Origin of the sequence: Actinomadura formosensis NBRC 14204 (genome assembly GCF_001552155.1) — a bacterium.
Taxonomy (GTDB): Bacteria; Actinomycetota; Actinomycetes; order Streptosporangiales; family Streptosporangiaceae; genus Spirillospora; species Spirillospora formosensis.
Genome location: NZ_BCQQ01000077.1, coordinates 16,864 through 34,602 on the forward strand (window position 1 = coordinate 16,864; position 17,739 = coordinate 34,602).

18 protein-coding genes are annotated in these 17,739 nt (G+C 72.2%); 15 read left to right on the forward strand and 3 right to left on the reverse strand.

Features of this window, described 5'->3' with window-relative positions:
* Positions 1 to 189 precede the first annotated feature (189 nt).
* From AF1_RS34605 to AF1_RS20215, 9 genes are all read left to right on the forward strand, one after another.
* Positions 190 to 327: a hypothetical protein gene (locus AF1_RS34605; protein WP_157419247.1), complete on the forward strand. Its 138-nt coding sequence runs from the start codon at positions 190 to 192 to the stop codon at positions 325 to 327.
* 82 nt (positions 328 to 409) lie between these two features.
* On the forward strand, positions 410 to 790 hold the full coding sequence (locus tag AF1_RS20180) for a hypothetical protein (RefSeq protein WP_067801367.1): 381 nt from the start codon (positions 410 to 412) through the stop codon (positions 788 to 790).
* Positions 791 to 1,009: 219 nt separating this feature from the next.
* The gene (locus AF1_RS20185; RefSeq protein ID WP_067801372.1) at positions 1,010 to 1,285 is read left to right on the forward strand and encodes a hypothetical protein; all 276 of its coding nucleotides are present in this window, start codon (positions 1,010 to 1,012) and stop codon (positions 1,283 to 1,285) included.
* Positions 1,282 to 4,089 carry a DNA translocase FtsK gene (locus tag AF1_RS34610; protein ID WP_084263152.1) on the forward strand — a complete coding sequence of 936 codons (2,808 nt, stop codon included), beginning with the start codon at positions 1,282 to 1,284 and terminating at the stop codon, positions 4,087 to 4,089. The genes AF1_RS20185 and AF1_RS34610 overlap by 4 nt, the downstream gene beginning before the upstream one ends.
* Before the next feature lie 71 nt (positions 4,090 to 4,160).
* The gene (locus AF1_RS20195) at positions 4,161 to 4,556 is read left to right on the forward strand and encodes a hypothetical protein (protein ID WP_067801375.1); all 396 of its coding nucleotides are present in this window, start codon (positions 4,161 to 4,163) and stop codon (positions 4,554 to 4,556) included.
* Positions 4,553 to 4,852 carry a hypothetical protein gene (locus AF1_RS20200; protein WP_067801378.1) on the forward strand — a complete coding sequence of 100 codons (300 nt, stop codon included), beginning with the start codon at positions 4,553 to 4,555 and terminating at the stop codon, positions 4,850 to 4,852. The genes AF1_RS20195 and AF1_RS20200 overlap by 4 nt, the downstream gene beginning before the upstream one ends.
* A 379-nt stretch (positions 4,853 to 5,231) precedes the next feature.
* On the forward strand, positions 5,232 to 6,671 hold the full coding sequence (locus tag AF1_RS20205; protein ID WP_131732925.1) for a hypothetical protein: 1,440 nt from the start codon (positions 5,232 to 5,234) through the stop codon (positions 6,669 to 6,671).
* A 159-nt stretch (positions 6,672 to 6,830) separates the two neighbouring features.
* A complete protein-coding gene (locus AF1_RS20210) occupies positions 6,831 to 7,340 on the forward strand; it encodes a MobC domain-containing protein (protein WP_067801384.1) in 510 nt (169 codons plus the stop codon).
* Positions 7,337 to 9,859: a relaxase/mobilization nuclease domain-containing protein gene (locus AF1_RS20215; RefSeq protein WP_067801387.1), complete on the forward strand. Its 2,523-nt coding sequence runs from the start codon at positions 7,337 to 7,339 to the stop codon at positions 9,857 to 9,859. The genes AF1_RS20210 and AF1_RS20215 overlap by 4 nt, the downstream gene beginning before the upstream one ends.
* 775 nt (positions 9,860 to 10,634) lie before the next feature.
* Here the strand turns inward: AF1_RS20215 and AF1_RS34620 are convergent.
* A complete protein-coding gene (locus AF1_RS34620; RefSeq protein ID WP_157419249.1) occupies positions 10,635 to 10,808 on the reverse strand; it encodes a hypothetical protein in 174 nt (57 codons plus the stop codon).
* Positions 10,809 to 11,239: 431 nt separating this feature from the next.
* On the opposite strand from AF1_RS34620, the gene AF1_RS34625 reads away from it, so the two are divergent.
* From AF1_RS34625 to AF1_RS20235, 5 genes are all read left to right on the forward strand, one after another.
* Positions 11,240 to 12,709, forward strand: a complete 1,470-nt coding sequence (locus AF1_RS34625) for an SEL1-like repeat protein (RefSeq protein ID WP_131732924.1) — start codon at positions 11,240 to 11,242, stop codon at positions 12,707 to 12,709.
* Positions 12,710 to 12,765: 56 nt separating this feature from the next.
* Entirely contained in the window at positions 12,766 to 13,146 is a 381-nt protein-coding gene (locus tag AF1_RS20225; protein WP_131732923.1) for a hypothetical protein, read from the forward strand.
* Positions 13,147 to 13,230: 84 nt separating this feature from the next.
* Positions 13,231 to 13,593 carry a hypothetical protein gene (locus tag AF1_RS20230; RefSeq protein ID WP_067801395.1) on the forward strand — a complete coding sequence of 121 codons (363 nt, stop codon included), beginning with the start codon at positions 13,231 to 13,233 and terminating at the stop codon, positions 13,591 to 13,593.
* Positions 13,594 to 13,992: 399 nt separating this feature from the next.
* Positions 13,993 to 14,130 (forward strand): hypothetical protein, encoded by a 138-nt coding sequence (locus AF1_RS34630; RefSeq protein WP_157419251.1) that lies wholly within the window; start codon positions 13,993 to 13,995, stop codon positions 14,128 to 14,130.
* Between the two features lie 318 nt (positions 14,131 to 14,448).
* A complete protein-coding gene (locus tag AF1_RS20235) occupies positions 14,449 to 14,949 on the forward strand; it encodes a hypothetical protein (RefSeq protein ID WP_067801398.1) in 501 nt (166 codons plus the stop codon).
* 269 nt (positions 14,950 to 15,218) lie between these two features.
* Here AF1_RS20235 and AF1_RS20240 read toward each other — a convergent pair whose 3' ends face one another.
* Complete coding sequence (locus tag AF1_RS20240; protein ID WP_169804050.1) at positions 15,219 to 15,779, reverse strand: nucleotidyl cyclase domain-containing protein; 561 nt, start codon at positions 15,777 to 15,779, stop codon at positions 15,219 to 15,221.
* 17 nt (positions 15,780 to 15,796) lie between these two features.
* On the reverse strand, positions 15,797 to 16,114 hold the full coding sequence (locus tag AF1_RS20245; RefSeq protein ID WP_131732922.1) for a hypothetical protein: 318 nt from the start codon (positions 16,112 to 16,114) through the stop codon (positions 15,797 to 15,799).
* Positions 16,115 to 16,531: 417 nt separating this feature from the next.
* On the opposite strand from AF1_RS20245, the gene AF1_RS20250 reads away from it, so the two are divergent.
* Positions 16,532 to 17,686: an SEL1-like repeat protein gene (locus tag AF1_RS20250; RefSeq protein WP_067801406.1), complete on the forward strand. Its 1,155-nt coding sequence runs from the start codon at positions 16,532 to 16,534 to the stop codon at positions 17,684 to 17,686.
* Positions 17,687 to 17,739: the final 53 nt, after the last annotated feature.

Sequence of the window (17,739 nt, forward strand, 5' to 3'; positions counted from 1 at the left end):
CCGAGCAGGCAAAAGGCCCCGCCGACAGCCCTGAACAAGCACCGGCGAGGCCACCTCAAGAGAGGCAGGTCCCATTATGTCCGATCAGCGCACCAGCAGCGGCGGAACGGCCACCAGCGGTGGCGGCTCGGCGTCGCGGGGCGAACCGCAGAGCGTGCGGGACGCCTACGACAAGCAGCGGAGCGGCAAGTGAGCGGCAAGGCGTGCTGCCCGAGCTGCGGCAGCGACCGCAACGTCAGCTACGGCGGCCGCGAGGGCGGCACCGGCCGCAGCCAGGACGTGTGGGAGTGCTCCGAGCACGGCGAGTTCCGGACGCCCGCCCGCTGACCAGGTAAGACGCGGGGCCGGCCCCTAGCCGAACCGGCCCCGCCTTTCCCCGGATCAACCCAGTTTTCCGAAGGAGTTTCCAATGATGGCATTCACCATCACCGACGCCGGCGCCCTGGCCACGCTCCAGGCGGCCGGGCACCCGGCGACCGGCCAGACCACGGCCCTGGTGCTGGCCGAGCCCGCGCAGGCCCCGCAGGCGCCCTCGCAGTTCCCGGGGGAGGCCGAGGGCGGCACCGTCATGATCCTCGTGATCGGCGGGTTCCTCTGGTACATCCTCAAGCACAAGAAGGCCAAGCCCACCCACGTCGTGGCGTCGTTCGTCGCCGGGGTGCTGCTGGCCGGGTCGATGTTCGGGCTGATGGCCCGGCAGGTCTCGGCGAGCCTGGGCACCGGCCTGCAGACGATGCTCACCACCACCACCGGCGGCGGCTCGGGCGGCGGCTCGGGCACCGGCCGCTGAGGGTCCGGCCGTGACCGACAGTGAGCGGCGGCCGGGGGCGCGCCCCCCGGCCGCCCCCGGCCCCGGCGGGGCGCGGGCCCCGTCTCAGGGGTCCGTCTCACCGGTCCGTCTCACCAATGTCTCGGCCCCTCTTGACACGCCCCAAGGCGCGCGCGTATGCGCGCGCGCGACCCCTTCTGAGACCGACCCGCTGAGACACCGCCCCGGAGGGGACCCCTGATGAGGATCGACCCGGACGCCGTCCCGGCCCGGCCCGCTACGGCGCGTGAGCTTCGTCAGGCGCGCCGGCGAGCCGACAACCGCCGGGAGCACTTCGCCGCCAAGCGCGCCGCGGCCGCCACCGCGCGGGCCCGCGCCGCGGTGGCGTGGGATCAGTGGCGCGCCCTGATCCGCGACCTGCCCGAGGCCGAGGCCGAACAGCTCGCCGAGGACACCGCGGCGCACCTGGCCCGCCAGATCGATCAGATGACCACGATGCAGGGAGACCGGCCGTGATCGTGCAGCCGAACGAAGACCCCGACGAGCGCCGCCGCAAGCAGCGCACCGGCCCGGCCGCCGACCCGAACGCGGCCGTGGACCTGACCAAGCCCACCGGCCCGGCCGCCCAGACGCCGCGCCGCTACCAGAGCGGCGTCCTGGACGTGGTCCGCGACGCCGTCCAGCGCTGGCGCGAGCGGGACGAGCCCCCGCCGGTCTCGCCGTACGAGGACGAGGTCCCGGCGCCGGGAAACGTCGCCGCGCCGGCGGCCGCGGCCGCCGCGACGAAACCCGGCCCCAAGGACGGGGACGGCGAGACCCCGGCGCCCGGGACGGCGCCCGAGGCGAGGGGATGGGCGGCCCGGCAGGGCGGCCGCATCGCCGTCGGCGTCCGGGTGGCCGGTGCCGAGTGGCGGGCGTGGGTCACCGCGGCGAACCTGACCGAGGACGAGCTGGCCGAGCGGACCGCCGAGAGGCTCGCCGCCGAGGCCGAGGCCCGCCAGGAGGCCGAACGCGAGCAGGCCCAGGCGGCGGCCCGCGAGCGGCGCCGCGGCGGCCGCTCCCACGGGGCCTCGCGCCGCCGGGCCGACGCCGACGCCGGGCCGGGCGAGCCGACCGCCGCTCAGATCAACGCGACCCGGACCCGGATCCGGTGGGCGCGCGGCGGCGGCTCGGCGGTACTGGCGTTCCTGGCCTTCCAGGGCCTCACCCGGATGCCGATCCTGATGTTCGGCCTGCTGCTGGCCGGGCTGGTGAGGGCGTGGTGGCTCGGCCGCCGCGCCGAGGCCGAGCAGCCCAACGACGACCGCCAGGGCCAGGGCCAGGGCGAGGGACAGGACGTCGCCGAGGCCGCCCCGGCCCCGGCGGGCGAGCGGCCGGCCGCCGACGACGACACCCCGCCCGAGGGCGTGCCGGTCCTGGCGGCCGAAGGCGACGGCCAGAGCGACGGCCGGGGCGAGGGCGAGGTGCGGGCCGAGGCGCCCCGCTACTCCCTGCCGGGGGACGAGCTGCTGAAGACCCAGCCGCCGGCGGCGGGCGGGGACCGCGAGGCCGAGCGGATCCGCGGCCAGATCACCAAGGTCCTGGCCGACCACAAGGTGGACGCCACGGTCACCGGCCACACCCGCGGGCCCACCGTCACCCAGTACGAGATCGTCCCCGCGCCGGGCGTGCGGGTGGAGAAGATCACCGCGCTGCAGAAGACCCTGGCGCTGGCCACCCGGGCCGCGTCGCTGCGGATCCTGGCGCCCATCCCCGGCAAGTCCGCGATCGGCGTGGAGATCCCCAACGCGGTCAAGGACCTGGTGCGGCTCGGCGACGTGCTGCGCGCACCGGCCGCGCTGTCCGAGCGGCACCCGCTGATCGTCGGGCTGGGCAAGGACGTCGAAGGCCGCACCGTGCTGGCCAACCTGGCCAAGATGCCGCACATCCTGATCGCCGGCGCGACCGGCGCGGGCAAGTCCACCTGCATCAACGGCCTGATCGTCTCGATCCTCATGCGGGCCACCCCCGCCGAGGCCCGGATGATCCTCATCGACCCCAAGCGGGTCGAGCTGACCCCCTACCGAGGCATCCCGCACCTGCTCACCCCGATCATCACCAACCCGCGCAAAGCCGCCGAGGCACTGGCGTGGGTCGCCGGCGAGATGGACCGCCGCTATGACGCCATGGTCGCCGCCGGCGTCCGCAACATCGGCGAGTTCAACGCCAAGGCCGCCGCGGGCAAGGTCATCGTGGACGGCACGCGCGCTGAGCCCTACCCGTACCTGCTGGTGATCGTGGACGAGCTGGCCGACCTGATGATGGTCGCGCCCAAGGACGTCGAAGAGTCCATCGTGCGCATCACCCAGCTCGCCCGCGCCGCCGGGATCCACCTGGTGCTGGCCACCCAGCGCCCCTCGGTGGACGTGGTCACCGGGCTGATCAAGGCCAACGTGCCGTCCCGGCTGGCGTTCGCCACCAGCTCGGGCACCGACAGCCGCGTGATCTTGGATCAGACCGGCGCCGAGAAGCTTCTCGGGCAGGGCGACGCGCTGTTCCTGCCGATGGGCGCCTCGGCTCCGGTCCGGCTGCAGAACGCGTTCGTCTCCGACAAGGAGATCAACCGGGTCGTGGCCATCTGCAAGCGCCAGGGCAAGGCCCTAGCCGAACCGCTCCCGGCCGAGACGTCCCCGGCCGAGGAGAGCCCGGCCGAGGAGAGCCCCTACGAGACCGCGTACACCGCCGTCCCCGACGCCGGCGACACGCCGGACCTGGACGCCCCCGCCACCCCACCGGCCGCCCCCGCCCCCGCCGCGGACGACGTCGAGGACGAAGCGGCGGACGATACCGCCGTCGATGGCGTGGTCGGCGAGGCGGGGCCGTCCGCCGAGGACCGGCTCGCCGCCGCGCTGCAGGCCGCCGCCGGGCCGGTGAAGTGGAAGGCGCTGGCCGAGGCCGCCGGGATCAGCAAACCCACCGTGTACCGGCACATGGCCACCCTGGTCAGCCAGGGCCGCGCCCGCCCCGCGCCCGGCGGCGGCTGGACACTCGCCGACCACGGCCAGGACGACGGCCAGGACGACGGCGCGGACCGGGATCAGCCCACCGGGGACGGCGACGCCGAGCTGCTGGCCCAAGCGGTCGAGCTGGTGGTGTCCACGCAGTTCGGATCGACCTCGATGCTGCAGCGCAAACTGCGCATCGGCTTCGACAAGGCCGGCGCGTTGATGGACCGGATGGAGCGCCTGCAGATCGTGGGCCCGGCCGCGGGCTCCCAGGCCCGCGACGTGCTGATCGGCCCGGACGGCCTGGCGGACGTGCTGGCCGAACTCAGCCTCTGACCAACAGAGATCAACCCAGCGGGCGGGGGCTCTAGCCGGCCCCCGCCCCCAACCCGAAGGAGAAGCACCCGATGCCCGACCTGATGAACCGCGAGTCCGCGCTGGACGGCCTGGTGGAACGCGGCGAAGCGCTCCACACGGTGATCGAGAAGGTGGGCGAGTACGCGCCCACCGTCGCCGAGATGATGGAGATGCTCGCCACCGCCTCAGACCAGGTCACCGACCAGCGGCTGGACGAGTTCGCCGACCAGTCCCTGGACCTGCGCCGCACGAACGTGGCGATCCTCGTCGCGCTGCTGCATGACGGCTTCCTCGGCCTCGGCGCCCTGCTGGCCACGATCGACATGGACGAGTGGCTCGGCGAAGACGATGCCGTCCGTGCCGCCCAGGACGCCGTGGACGGCCTGGGCGAGGCGCTGGCCACCATCACCGCCCGCATCCGCCCGGCGGGCGGGGACACGCGATGACGAGCCCGCCCGCCCGGCCCCGGCCGCTGCCGCCCGAGACCATCCGCGCCATCGAGGCCCGCGCCGACGCCGTCCACCCCGACGAGCCGGTGGCCACCGCTGGCGAGGTCCTGGCCCTCATCGGGTCGGTCCGTGACCTGGACGCCACCGCGGTGGTGATGGGCCAGGCGCTCGGCCGGGTCCGTGCCCAGGGCCGCGAGTGGATCGAGAGCCGGGACCTGCAGACCGCGGCCGCCGGGCGGATCCTGCTGGCCCTGGTGGACGGCCGCCGAGGCGCCTGCACCGGCCTGACCTGACCCTTCGACCGGGCCCGGCCCGCTGCCCGTGGCGGACCGGGCCCCTTCTTTCGGCCCCGCAAACCACACCAGCCCCGCCCATATCAGGCAGCCGATTAGGAAAGGCCGGGTGACTCCTTTGGTGACAAGCCGGATGACGACGCGAAATCGGTCGGTCGTGCCTCCGGGACACCGCGCGTTCCGAGGACTAGGCTCAGCGCCGACGATCAGTCGGCACGCCCCCGCCCCGGAGGACTTTCAGGCAAAAAGAAAGAGCGCCCCTGAGGGGCGCCCATTCGGACAATCCAACACTGGTCTTGATCGTCTCTCGTACTCCCCTGACGGCCGCCAAACCTCATGGAGCACGAGCGACATCGAGCGCTGTTCTTGAACGTCGGTGATGACCATAGCATCGCGCCCCGGCGCTGGACGAGCATGCCCGAGCGACACGCCGAAGCTCTCCGGTGACTCCTCCAGTGACACCTCGGGTGACACCCCCCCAGCGGCCCGAAATCCGCTCCGCCCGCCCGCGCGTGCGCGGCGGACCCGCCGCGGCTGCCCCAACAAGGAACGCCGGGCAACGGCGTCGTACGGTGACGCCGATGCGCAGCCGTCGCTGCCGCCGGCGCTGTGGTGGCGGCTGGTGGAGCTGCTGTACGCGCGCGGGGAGCTGTCGCCGTACGCGCGGCGGATGGCCAAGCACGCCACCCATCACGCGACGGGGCGCGGCCGCCTGGACGACGTCGAGAACGGGCTGATCCCCGGCTACAAGGGCCGCCACGGCATCGGCCGACGCAGCGCCTACACCGACCTTGGGCGGCTGCGGGAGGCCGGGCTGCTGCGTCAGGTGCACGCCGCCTGCCCCGGCCGGGGTGTGGCCTACCAGATGTGCGTGCCGCAGACGCTGCCCGCCGACCTGCCCGCTGGGATCCGTGCCGAGCTGCGCAAGCGGTGGGCCCGCCCGTCCACGTCCTCCACGGTCGCCCGTGCCGCGGCACGGCGTCCCGCGCCGCCGGCGGGCGAGGCCGTCCGGGTGCGCATCCCCCTGGCCGAGGGCCACCGGCTCATGGCCGACGTTGACACGGTCCGGCTGGGCACCCTGACCGCCCCGCCCCGCGAAACCTTGCCATCCCGTGGAGGACTGCACACGTGTCCTTTCCTTAAGAGGGCTCTCCCCCAACCCCGCCTATCCAGGTCCCGGCAGGGCTCCGCACCACCCTCGGATCCGCCCATGGGGCGAGTCTTCGACCGCGAAGGGGTCGTGATCGAGGAGGTGATCTCCCGGTGCATGGCCCTGTGGGGCGCTCAGCGGCCCGCTGGCGGCCTCCCAGACGCTCAGGTGATGGCCAGGCTGCGTCCGATGCTGGGGTCGGCCCTGTGCTGGCACACCTCCGCCGACGTGATCGAGGCCCTGACCGCCCAGACCCGATCCGCCCGCGACCTCGGCGCGGTCGCCGCGACCCGGCTTCGCCGGATGATCCTGGCCGCCCGACGCGCCGCCCGCATCGCCGTCGACGACGACGGAGCCCGCTACCGCGACCTGCAGGACGCCCTGGCCCACAACCGCGCCCACGCCATGGACGCCTCCGCCGACGCCCGCCGATCCGCCCGCCAGGCCCTGGCCGCCGCCCGCGACCGGCACCGCGCCGCCACCGGCCGTCCCGTCCCGCCGCGTCCCCTGCCACGCACCCCCGCCCCGGCGCCCGCCGTGCCCGTCGACGCCTGCCCCGCCGAGGACGTCCTGGACTCGGTCGACCTCCGTCTGCTCCGCCAGGCCACCGCCAACGCCCGCACGGGCACGGCCCGGTGGCGAACCCCGAACACCACCGGCCTTTACTAAGTAAAGGCCGGTGCCGGGCGTGAGAGCAAGATGAGGAACAGGCGCCTGATCGGCGCCCCGGGCTTCCGCCCGGGATGATCACCCTCCTACCTTCGGAGAGTGATCATCCCCGCCCCTGGATCACGGGGCGGGCGCTCCGCTCGGGGAAGGGGCCGCACGGTGGGCGACGGCGAGACGGCGGGCGGCACCGTGCCGGGCCCGGCCGCGCCGCCGGCCATCGAGGGAACCGCGGGGAATGAAGGCCAGGCGCTTGCCGACCGGCCCGCGCGGCGGCGCCGGGTGAGCGGCGGCCGAGGCAACAAGCACTCGGTGCGGTTCACCGACGCCGAGGACGACGTCGTCCAGGCGGCCGCCGATGTGGCCGGGTTGACGGTGCCGCACCTGATCGCCGAGACCGTGCTGGCGGCGGTGACCGGGCGCGGCGCCGGGCGCGGGCAGCAGCTTCCGGTGGCCGAGCGGCGGGCGCTGGCGGCCGAGCTGGCGGGCGTGCGGGCCCTGCTGGCGTCGATCGGCGGGAACGTCAACCAGCTCGCCGCCGCCGCCAACTCTGGGAACCTCCCGGCCGCCGGCGCCGTCGAGGCGACCATGGACGCCGTTACCCGGATGCTGGCCCGGCTGGACGCCGCGATCGCCCCGCTGGAAGGCCGCCCCGGCGGTGACCGCAGGTGAACAACAAGATCATGAAGCGGGGCCGCAACGTGGCCGGGCTGGTCCGGTACCTGTTCGGCAAGGGCGACGCCAACGAACACACCGGCCAGCGGATCATCGCGGCCGCCGCGACGCTGGGCATCGCCGACGGCACCCGCCTGGACGCTCCCGGCGACTGGCCGAAGGTGCTGGAGGTGGCCCGCCATCTCGATGCGCACCGCCGCCTCGCCGGCGTCGCCCCCGAAGACGGCTGGGTCTGGCACTGCGCGATCAGCCTGCCGCCCGGCGAGCGGCTGGCCGATGCGCAGTGGGCCGAGGTCGCCCGCGAGACCGTCCGCCGCCTCGGCTTCGAGGCCGATGAGGAATCCGGCCGGGCCGGGTGCCGGTGGATCGCCGTCCACCACGGCCCCTCCGGGAAAGGTGACGGGGGCAACGACCACATCCACCTCGCGGTCAACCTCGTCCGCTCGGATCTGACCATCGCCGCGCCCGGCCGCGACCGCATCGCCATGTCGCGGCTGTGCGGCGACGCCGAACGCCGCTACGGGCTGTACGTGGTCGAGGGCCGGCCCGGGCGCGGGATGCCCGGCTACACCCGCGCCGCCAAAGAACGTGCAGAACGCGCCCGCCGCCGCACCCAACCGGCCCGCACGCAGGGCAAGGCACGGGGCCGCGCACAGGGCCGCGACGTCGGCGAAGCTGCGGGCCGGGCCGTCCCCGAGACTGCCACGCTGGCCCGCAAGGTCCGTGCCGCCGCCACCGCCGCGACTGGCGAGGCCGAGTTCGTCCAGGCCGCGCTGGACGCCGGGATCTTGCTCCGCCCCCGCTACGGCAAGGGCGGCGACCGCAGCCAGGTCGTCGGCTACTCCGCCGCGCTGCCCGGCAACGGTTCGGGGACGGCCGGGCCGATCTGGTACGGCGGCGGGAAACTCGCCGCCGACCTGTCCCTGCCCCGGCTGCGCGCCCGCTGGACGACAGCGCCCAAGGCGACGCCGCCCGGTGCGCTGCCCGCCTGGCAGCACGCCAACGACCTCGCCGCCGGTCCCGCCGGGACGGGCGCGCGTACGCGCGCCGACGCCGCCCCGCCCGCCGACGAGCCCGCCGGGCAGGCTGCCAGGCAGTGGCAGCGAGCCGCCGCCCGCGCCGCCGCCGCCCGCGCCCTGCACGACCTCCCGCACGGCGATACCGCCGGATGGGCGGCGGCCGCGTCCGACACCGCCGGACTGCTGAGCCTGCTGGCCGACCGCGTCGACGACGACGATCTGGCCGCCGAACTGGCCGACGCCGCACACACCCTGGCCTGGTCAGCCCAGACACCCCGCCACCCCCGCACCCGCGACCACCGCGGCGCCGACCACCGCGGGGACCGCCGGGCCCCTGCGCGCTCAGACCTGGCCGAGGTCGCCCGGTTCGTCCGCGCCGCCACCCGCCGCGGCGGCGGCACGGCCGAGGACACCGCGGTCGCGGTGGCGATCGCCGCGCTGGTCCTGGCCCTGCTCGCCGCCGTCGCCCTGATCCGGGCATGGCACGACCACCAGCAGCACCGCCGCCAGGCCGCCGCCCTCGGCACCGGATACCAGCGCTGCCGGATCGCCGCCCGCGCCCACGCCGGAAACGCCGCGCCGCCCTGGCAGCACCGCCCCCACGGCGCCCTCGGCGACGCCGCCCTGCGCCGCCAGGCCGACCGCGTCGCCGCCGAGCTGGCCCGCTTCACCCAGATCGAGAGCCGCGCCGCCGTCCTGCTGCAGCAGGCCCGCGCCGGCGACGGTCCCGCCGCCAGCCGGCTACGCGACCGCGCCGCCGCCCTCACCGCCGCGGCCGCCGCCGAGACCGAACTGCCCGCCGCCCGCAACCGCCTCGCCGCCGCCCTGGCCGAACAGGACGCCGCCCGGGCTCGCCTCGCCGAGCTGGCCCCGCTCGCCGACCTCGGCCGCCTGGCGCTGCGCGCGCACCGAACCAGCCGAGCCCAACTCACCCGAGACCAGGCCGCCGCCCGCGACCGGCTCACCGCCGCGACCACCGCCGAACACAACGCCCGCGCCCGCCTGGCCGACCTCACCCTGCAGGCCGCCGCCCCGTTCACCGGCGACCAAGGCACCCCCGCCCGCCCCGCCTGGCAGGACGGCGCCGCCACCGCCGAGCACACCGACCTGACCACCAACTGGCACGAGCACCTCGCCGCAGCGATCGCCGACGACGTCGACACCGCGCCCGACCGCGCAGCCGGCCTGACCGCCCAGACCCGCACCGCCGTCCACGCCACCCGCCGCATCCTGCACACCACCACCCAGCCACGCGGCCCCGCCACCGCCGTACAAGCCCGCGAGCGCCTCGCCGAGCTGCGCACCGAACAGGCCATCCGCGCCACGCTCCCGGCCGACCGCGCCGACCGTGAACAGCAGCAGCGCCTGCAGCACGCCGCCGCCCGCCGCGCCGCCCGGCCCCAGGCGGCGCCGCGCCGGGACGATCCCCACCACGGCCCCGACCACGGCCCCCAGGACGGGCCCGGCCACGGCCGGGCCGGAGGATTCGGCCGGTAGCCGGTTAGAAAACTCACCCGCCGCCCGCCATGACCTAACCCACGGGCTGACCTGCGAAGAGTTAGGTGAGTGAGGTGCCCCCGGCAGGTTAGGCGCGAGGGCCAGGAGGAGCGCGTACGGCACCTCGAACGCTCCACCCGCGACCTAACTAACCCCGGCTGCCCAGGGATGCTCCTGCAGGGCAGTCGGGCCCACGAACGGCATGGCGTACCCATGGGCTGAGCTGCGGTGATGGTGGTGGTGGGGTGTGCCCGTCATAGACAGAACCCCGAACGGCACCCCAAGAAGACAGGCAGCGACGATCAGCGGTAGGAGGGGCGGCTGGATCACTGACGAGCCCAGCCCGGCGAACGCGGGGAAGCCCGCTCTCTCGCTGCCAGGTTTCGGGAAGCGCCGTACCCGGAGGACGGTTCAGGGCGTGCGCGGACATCCCGAGATGGCAACGGGCCGCGCATCACCCCCGGCGCGGGGATCGGTCACCGGCGCGGCCCGTGTCTCGGCCCTGGATCGTCGCGGCGGCCGCCGCGAGCTCGCCGAGACGATTCGCGGCCGAGGAACGACCGTTGTCGCCCCCGCCAGCGGCCCCGGTGTTGTGTCCCGTTCGATCTGAGACAGTCCCGTTGATCATGGGGCATTTGATCGTTTGTCCCGCCAAGCCTCGCACATCGATCACAGCCGTGCCCTAGGCCGGTACACCCAGGTAAGGGCCGCGACGCTGTCGCGGTGATTTGTGGAGTGCCATAAGAGTCGGGTGATCGGATGAGGGGCCTAGTGCTCATGAGAACCAGAACAGGGCAGAGATCACGGCTGGCAGCGCGCCCAGGAGCACCGCGATTGCCGTGAGGACCGCGGGAAGACGCGGTGCGGACCGCAGCACCCACACCACAAAGCCGATGAGGACGAAAAGGGCCAGAATCACCACAACTCCGGCGGTCAACGGGTCTTGCATGAATAGACGCTCCTTTGGGCCTGGGGCCGTCCGCTCGGGGGGCGTGACGTGGATTGACCCCCAGTGCGCCACAACTTGAGGAGTGCCCGAGCCCGGAAGCGCCGTTGTGGAGCGATGTGAGAGGAAGCGGAAGGAATCTCCCGTACCTGTCCCTGGTCAGTGGGTAGACCGGTGGCCAGACCGGCATGGCCTGCGGGCCGTTCTCCTACCCTCTTCACTCCTCTCGGATCCTTTCGTTTTCGCTCTCCGAAACCGTGCCCGCCGGTCTGACCTAGGTGTTCCCAGGAACGAGAGGAAGTGGAAGGCCCCGGCCGGAGCGTGTTGACCATGGGGCGATCGGTCGTGGTGGAAGAATGCCGATACTTGAGCGCCGAGTCGTGTCCCCCCCGGCGTATCCCCTCCGTGTTGTGACCGTCTGAGAGCAACCGACTATGGCCGACAAGGCGCTTTCCCAGCATGCGCACGACCTCCCCCACGGGCCTCTGATCGAAAGCCTGAACAAGTTTCGGGATTTCTGCGGTAGGCCGAGCCTCGGGGATATCGAGCGGGTCTCCATGCAGCTCGCGAAGCGCTATGGCGGCCGCTACGGCAAGATGACGCTGTCGCAGCCCACGGTGAGCGCAGTGCTGGCGGGCAAGCGCAAGAAGCCCCCCAAGCGGACATGGCTGGTGGCCTTCGTGCTCGCCTGCGAGTGGTACGCCTGGACAGAAGCCGGTGTCCCCACCGAATGGGGCGCACCTGAAGAGAAGCGCACCGGGCCTCCGGACCCCGACCGTGTCCTGGCTCCGTGGATCGAGGAGCACCAGGCCGCGCTCGCCGCGTATCGCTCGCGTTCCAGCACTTCGGGTTCACCCGCCGGGCCGGCCGGGCTGGATCGCTCTGCGCGGCCCCCGGCGCAGGTCCAGTGGCCCACCGCAAGGCCGGACAGCCCAGCACACCCGCTCCAGGAAGCGCCCATGGAAATCGTCCGTGGGTCTCAGCGGCCACGGCACCCCGACGGGACGCTGCATCCTGACGGCGCCCATGCCGCTGCAGAGACCGCGGCCGACCACGACTCGCCTGTGCCCGACCGCCTCGGACGCGCCTGTGGCTCGCCGCCCAGACCCTCCTACGAGTCGTTCCGGGGCCGCACCGGCACCCCCGCGATGCGTGAGCCGCTCAAGGTCCCGCCGTCGGCGCCTGAGCCGGTCAGGGCGCAGCGGGCCCGACCCGCCCCAGCCGCGGGAGCCGCAGTGCCGGCGCAACCAGTGCTGGACGCATCCCAAACCCGCATCCGGCAGGAGTTCGGGGTGCTGGGTCTGCAACTGTACGACCGGGCGCAAGAGGGGCACGTTGAAGCGGCCTTCCGCCTGGGCACGCTGCTGTGCGCGAACCAGTCGCTGGCCGAGGGCATGTTCTATCTCGACAAGGCCAGGAACCACCGCCACACCGGCGCCGCGGCGTTGGGACGGGCGCTGGACCGAGGCCGGCTGCGCCAGCGCGCCCTGGAGACCGTGTACGGGTTCGCCCGCGACGCCCACACCGACAACGCGCTCCTCACCGCGGTGTCCTACTGCGCGATCGCCACCCGCAACGACCACGCCGACTCGGCGCACATGCTGGCCACCCTGCTGATCGGCATGGGACAAGGAGAACTGGCCGACCTCTACCAACGGCACGCCGCCCGCCTCCGCCAGCTCGCCGCCCGCGAACACGATTCGCTGATGACCGATACCCGCAACCGCTCCGAGGTCGCGAGCGAATCGAGCCGGCTGCTGGCCAGCATCGCCCCCGAACCACGCTTCGACCAGGCCAGCGCCACACAACCCATCGACATGGCCGCGCTGTTCGCCACGACAGACGCCGAAGAACTCGCCGAAGCCGTCCAACGCATCCCACTCGCCAGCACCACGTCGTCCTGAACGGGGTGATGCGTCTGATGGCCGTGCCTCAAACAGGATCAGTTAAGGAGATGACCATGGCTAACGCTCCCGATTTCGTGACAGACGCCGACGGCATGGGGTACCTGAAGGGAGCACGTTTCGTCAGCAAAGACGAGTACCTCAAGAACATCCCCCAGGACGGTCTCACACTGCCTGTGGTGGCCACGATGCTCGCGCTCGCCGCAGACAGCACCGGGTTCATCCGCGACGTGCAGATCGATGAGACCTTCCACGATCACATCTACACGGCCATGGGAGCCGACCCCGAGGACTTCAACGGCGGGATCACCTACAACACCTTCGTCTTCATGGCCTTTAAGGACTGTTGCTGGCGCCTGGCCACGACCGGTTATCTCGCCCAGCGAGGCAACGGCGACAGTTATGACTACCAACTCACGCTCCCCCCGGAGGCCTAGACGCCAGGTGTGAAGGATCCAGGAGCAGGGGGCCAAAGTGGGTCAACCCGGGTGGGACGGGCTGGGGGCTGCCAAAGTGAGGGGATGCCCTACTCCCTGGAGTTCCTGTTCCACGAGCCGCCGACGGTTGGGCAGCTCGATCGTTTCCTGGATCTGCTACGTGCCGCTGGCGCCACGGATGACACAGTCCTGGAGACGGTTCACCCCCTCGGCGACGAGTCGATCCTGGACGGGTGGGCCTACCGCCCCAACACCCTGCCGGCCCCCGCGCCCCGAACCCAGGTGACGCTGCCCGCGCCTGTGGTTCGCGATGCGCTGGACATGCTCGCCGCCGTCGCTGACTCCGATGGGGATGTCCGTGATCTGCTGTCCGCAGGAGAACAGGTCCGGGCCGCGCTCCAGAAAGCCGTCATGGCGGAGGTCGGCTTCCCCGAGGCCGGGAACTAGCCCCTGGTTTGCGTTGCGGCGGCCGTCGCGAGCTTGCCGAGACGGTTCACCAGCGGGCAGCGGCCGGGCGGAGATCACCTACCGGTGATCCGCGCCTGTTGTCATGCTTGGGAACCCGCCGTACTGCAAAATCCCCAGAGTTTTTGTGAGAAGGCGTCATAGGGGATAACGGCTGTTCAGGCGGGGTGGCAGGAGGCTACGGAGAGTGATTTCGTTTCTGAAACGCCTTAGAGACTCACGGGGCGTGTGCCACCGCGATGCGGCCAGGTAGCGAAGGCGCCGTCCCACCGTTAACGTCTTGTCCCGGCTCCTCTCACCAGACCATCCGCGCGTACGCCGGATGGCCCGGCGGGGGCACCGGTCGCCCATCGATCGGCCGGAGAAAGAGGAGACACCCCCATGGGTGACCCCCAACACCAGCGGGACAACGGATCGGCCCGCTACTGGAAGCTCCGGACGGTGCTTGAGCTGCTCAAGACCGGCGTCTGGCTCGCCTTCCAGTGGCTCCGGACCGGCGGCCCGTTCAGTCCCTTCTAGGGACCAAGTGCCCCCACCCGGCGACGCTGGCCACGTTCCTCCAGGGCGGGGGCACTTGGCTTGTCCGCAGGCGGCCCGCAGCCTCTCGGCCCATTCACGGGATCCGCCTCGGCTCTCTGGCCAAAGCATCCGTGCGTACCACTTGTCAAAGCATTCGTACAGATCACTTGCCAACGCACGCAGCCTAACAGGGTTGGCCTAACAAGTTTGGCAGAGTTATCAGCACTTCCAACGCTGTAGCCATCGACTCCTTCCAACGCGCTCACCTGCTGAAACATCCCATAAACCGGGTCAAGTGCGGCGCCCTGATGGCCGCCGGTGAGCCCGCCGACCCCACGGTGGCTGTCCCGGCGCCCCGCCGCCGTCGACGGCGACCTCGATGACCAGGACCGGGCCGACCTCGCCGCGTGCGAGGCCGCACTGGACAACCTGCGGATGGCGTTCTGGGCTGCCGGGAAGGCGCTGCAGGTCATCCGGGACCGGCGTCTGTACCGCGCCGACTACGGCTCGTTCGAGGCTTACTGCACCGACCGGTGGGAGATCGGCCGCCGCCAGGCCGACCGTCTGATCGCCGCATGGCCGATCGCCGAGCAACTGAGACCAATTGGTCTCGCCTCCCTCAACGAGGGCCAAGTCCGCGAGTTGCTGCCGATCGCCGATCGGCACGGCCCCCAGGCGGCCGTCACGGTGTACCGCACCGGGCCCGCCGACCCCGCCGCCGCATGGACGGCCGAGGCCGACCGGCTCCGCACCGTGGTGCGGCGCGCGGTCACCCGGCCGGCGTTCCGCGCCGCCGCCACCGACCCCGGCCCCGAGTGAGGCTCAGCCAGGCGGGGTTAGAAAACTCACTCGCGACCCGGCGGACCTCACTCATTGGCTGATCTGCGCAGAGGTAGGCGAGTTAGGTGGCCTCGGCGGGGTAGGCGCGGGGCCGGGGAGAGGCCTGTACGGCGTCCCTGGGGATGCGCTGGCGGCCTAACTAACTCGCGGCGAGGGGGCCGGATCGCTGCAGGCCGGGGCCGGGTGGGTTGCGCTGAATCGTCGCGGCGGCCGCCGTGAGCCCGCCGCGACGCAACAACTGGCCTGGGTCAGTGTGCGGGCGGGGTCCAGATCCAGGCTTGGGTGCGGGTCTCCTTACAGATGATGCGCTGGGGCTTGTAGGCGGCGGGGTCGATGAGGGCGTCGTTTTCGGTGACGTCGCTGTAGAGCCGGCCGGAGACGATCATGGCCAGGTCGGCGCCGATGTCGGCCGCGGCCTTCTTGAATGCCGGGGCGTCCAGAAGCCGGAACAGGTGGACCAGTGCGGGGCCGGTGACGCCGTGGTCGTCGCGGTGGACCTGGCCGGTGTGCACGGCCAGGCGCAGCCGTAGCCGGGCGGTCTGGCTCGCGAGACGGTTGTAGCGGCGCAGGACCGCGACCAGGTGGTGGGCGAAGGGGTCAAGGAGTTGTTCGGCGGCGACGGTGGGAGGGGCAATGAACAGCGCGCCGTCCCCGCGGTCTTCGCGGTAGCAGTCCGTCCAGGGGACGCGGGTGATCCGGCAGGCCTCACTGATCAGCGTGTACATCTGGTGCCGCAGGTGCAGTTGGGTGCGCGCGTCTTGGCGGGTGCCGAACTTGCTGATGTCGACGGCGGCCAGTGTGGTGGCCACTGACCGCAGGTCCCGGTTCATGCCGACCGCTCCGGGCTGCCCGAGGCCGACTCCCGCGGGGTCGGGTGGGGCGCGGGGCAGTTTTTCGGGCAGGGGTCGTCGGCCGGGTCGCTCCAGTACTCGATCAGCTCGTCCTCGGTCATCTCGACCGGGGGGAGGGACGGGGCCGGGCGGGAGGTGTACAGCTCCCAGGTGGAGATCAGCAGGAACAGCAGCATGTCGTCATCACTGAATCGGGTGGTCGCGGTGGGGATGGTGTGGGCGCCGAGCATCGTGCGATGTCGGCAGGCCACGTGGCGGGCGGGTTCTTGCGCGGTCGGTATGCGTACGGACATCGAGGTGCGTCCTTGATGGGTGAGCGTTGTGGACGATCACCAGTACGCCAGAGAGAGGGGTTGCGGGCCAGCCTAAATATCAGGGCGCATCACATCGCAAACTCTGCCCAAAGCCCCGCCGCTCAAATAGTCGGACATCTCTGCTATGGGGGATTTGTGGGGCGAATTGAGTTCTAGTGACGGGTTTCTCTGTGTCACCTGACGCACAGATCATCCTGAGGTCTCTCTGAACGATCCATGTTGATGCGGATCGCTGTGACCAGCGACAACGATGCGGCGGAGAGGCGTGGACCCGAATGGGCCGCACCTTCGGAACTGCACGTGCAGATACCCAGGACCGATGATCCAGTGAGAACATGCTGCCCGGTATTGACGATCAAGCAGGGCGACGCCCGGGAACGTAAGGGTTCTCACAAAATGACGATCGACCCCCCGCTGGCGCACACGGAAGTGAACGCCTTCATCCACGATCTTCGTCGATTCATCAACGCCTGCTGTCTCCCCAGCGACAGGGAACTGGTCCGGCTTGCCAGCAAGGTCATCGCCACCCGCAAGGGCGAGATTCCCGCCCTGCGGGAGGTGACCCAGGCGGTGCTCAGCCGGGTGATGACGGGCAAGCGCCAGGGACCTCCGGCATGGGGCTGGGTGGCCACCGTGGTGTTGACCTGCCTGGAGTTCCACGCGGGCAGCGGCGCCGAACTCGACTACGACGGACCGGTCAGCCTGCAGCAGTGGTATACGCGCTACCAGCAGATGCGCGACCAACTGGCCCGGGTGCCGGCCTCCCCGCCCACCGCCGGACCGGCGCCGACCGGCGTCGGGAACGGACAGGACCGCGGGGCGGGCGGACACGACGCGTCAATGCCCGGTACGGGAGCTACCGGTGAGCAGGAGCCGGTCCCGCTGGACGGGCCGGTGTCGATGGCTCCACCGCCGCCGCCCGGTCCTCCTGATCCGGTTGTTCCCGTGCCGTCCGCACAGGTGCCGCGGGTGGAGGACATGGACGACAGCGGGCTCGACTCCTGGCTGCTGCCCGTCATGAGCCGCTTGCAATCCAGGGCGCACCGCCGCCACTACGCCCTGTTCGGTCAGTACGGCGCCGACCTGCTGACCGCGGCCGAGAACGGCGACCGTGAGGCCGCCAGCCGCCTGGGGATCCTGCTGCTATGTCATGGCCTCCCCGGGGAGGGCCTGGCCTGGTTGCGATCCGCAGCCGACCGCGGCGACGAACCCGCCAAGATCCTGGTCAACGCCGCTAAGAGCCGCCAGCGGCAGATGGCGGCCGAACTGGCCTACGAGTTCGCCCTCCCCGGCTACGACCAGGACCGCGCTGACGGCGCCCTCACCGGCGCGGAGGTCTACTACCGTGCCGCGGCCGCCGTCGGCCACATAGGCGCCACCATCCGCATGGGCCTGATCTTCGAGGCCCGCGGCGAGACCGCCACCGCCCTGCACACCTACGCCCAGGCGGCAGCTCAGGCCCACCCCGACGCCCTCGATCACTTCGAGCGCCTCAACCACCAACTCGCCCAGCAGGCCACCACCCGCCCCGCAGCCACCAGAGACTTGTGACAGTGCCGAAGCGAAAATCCTCCATCCGGCCACACGGATCGTCTCCGTGCTCC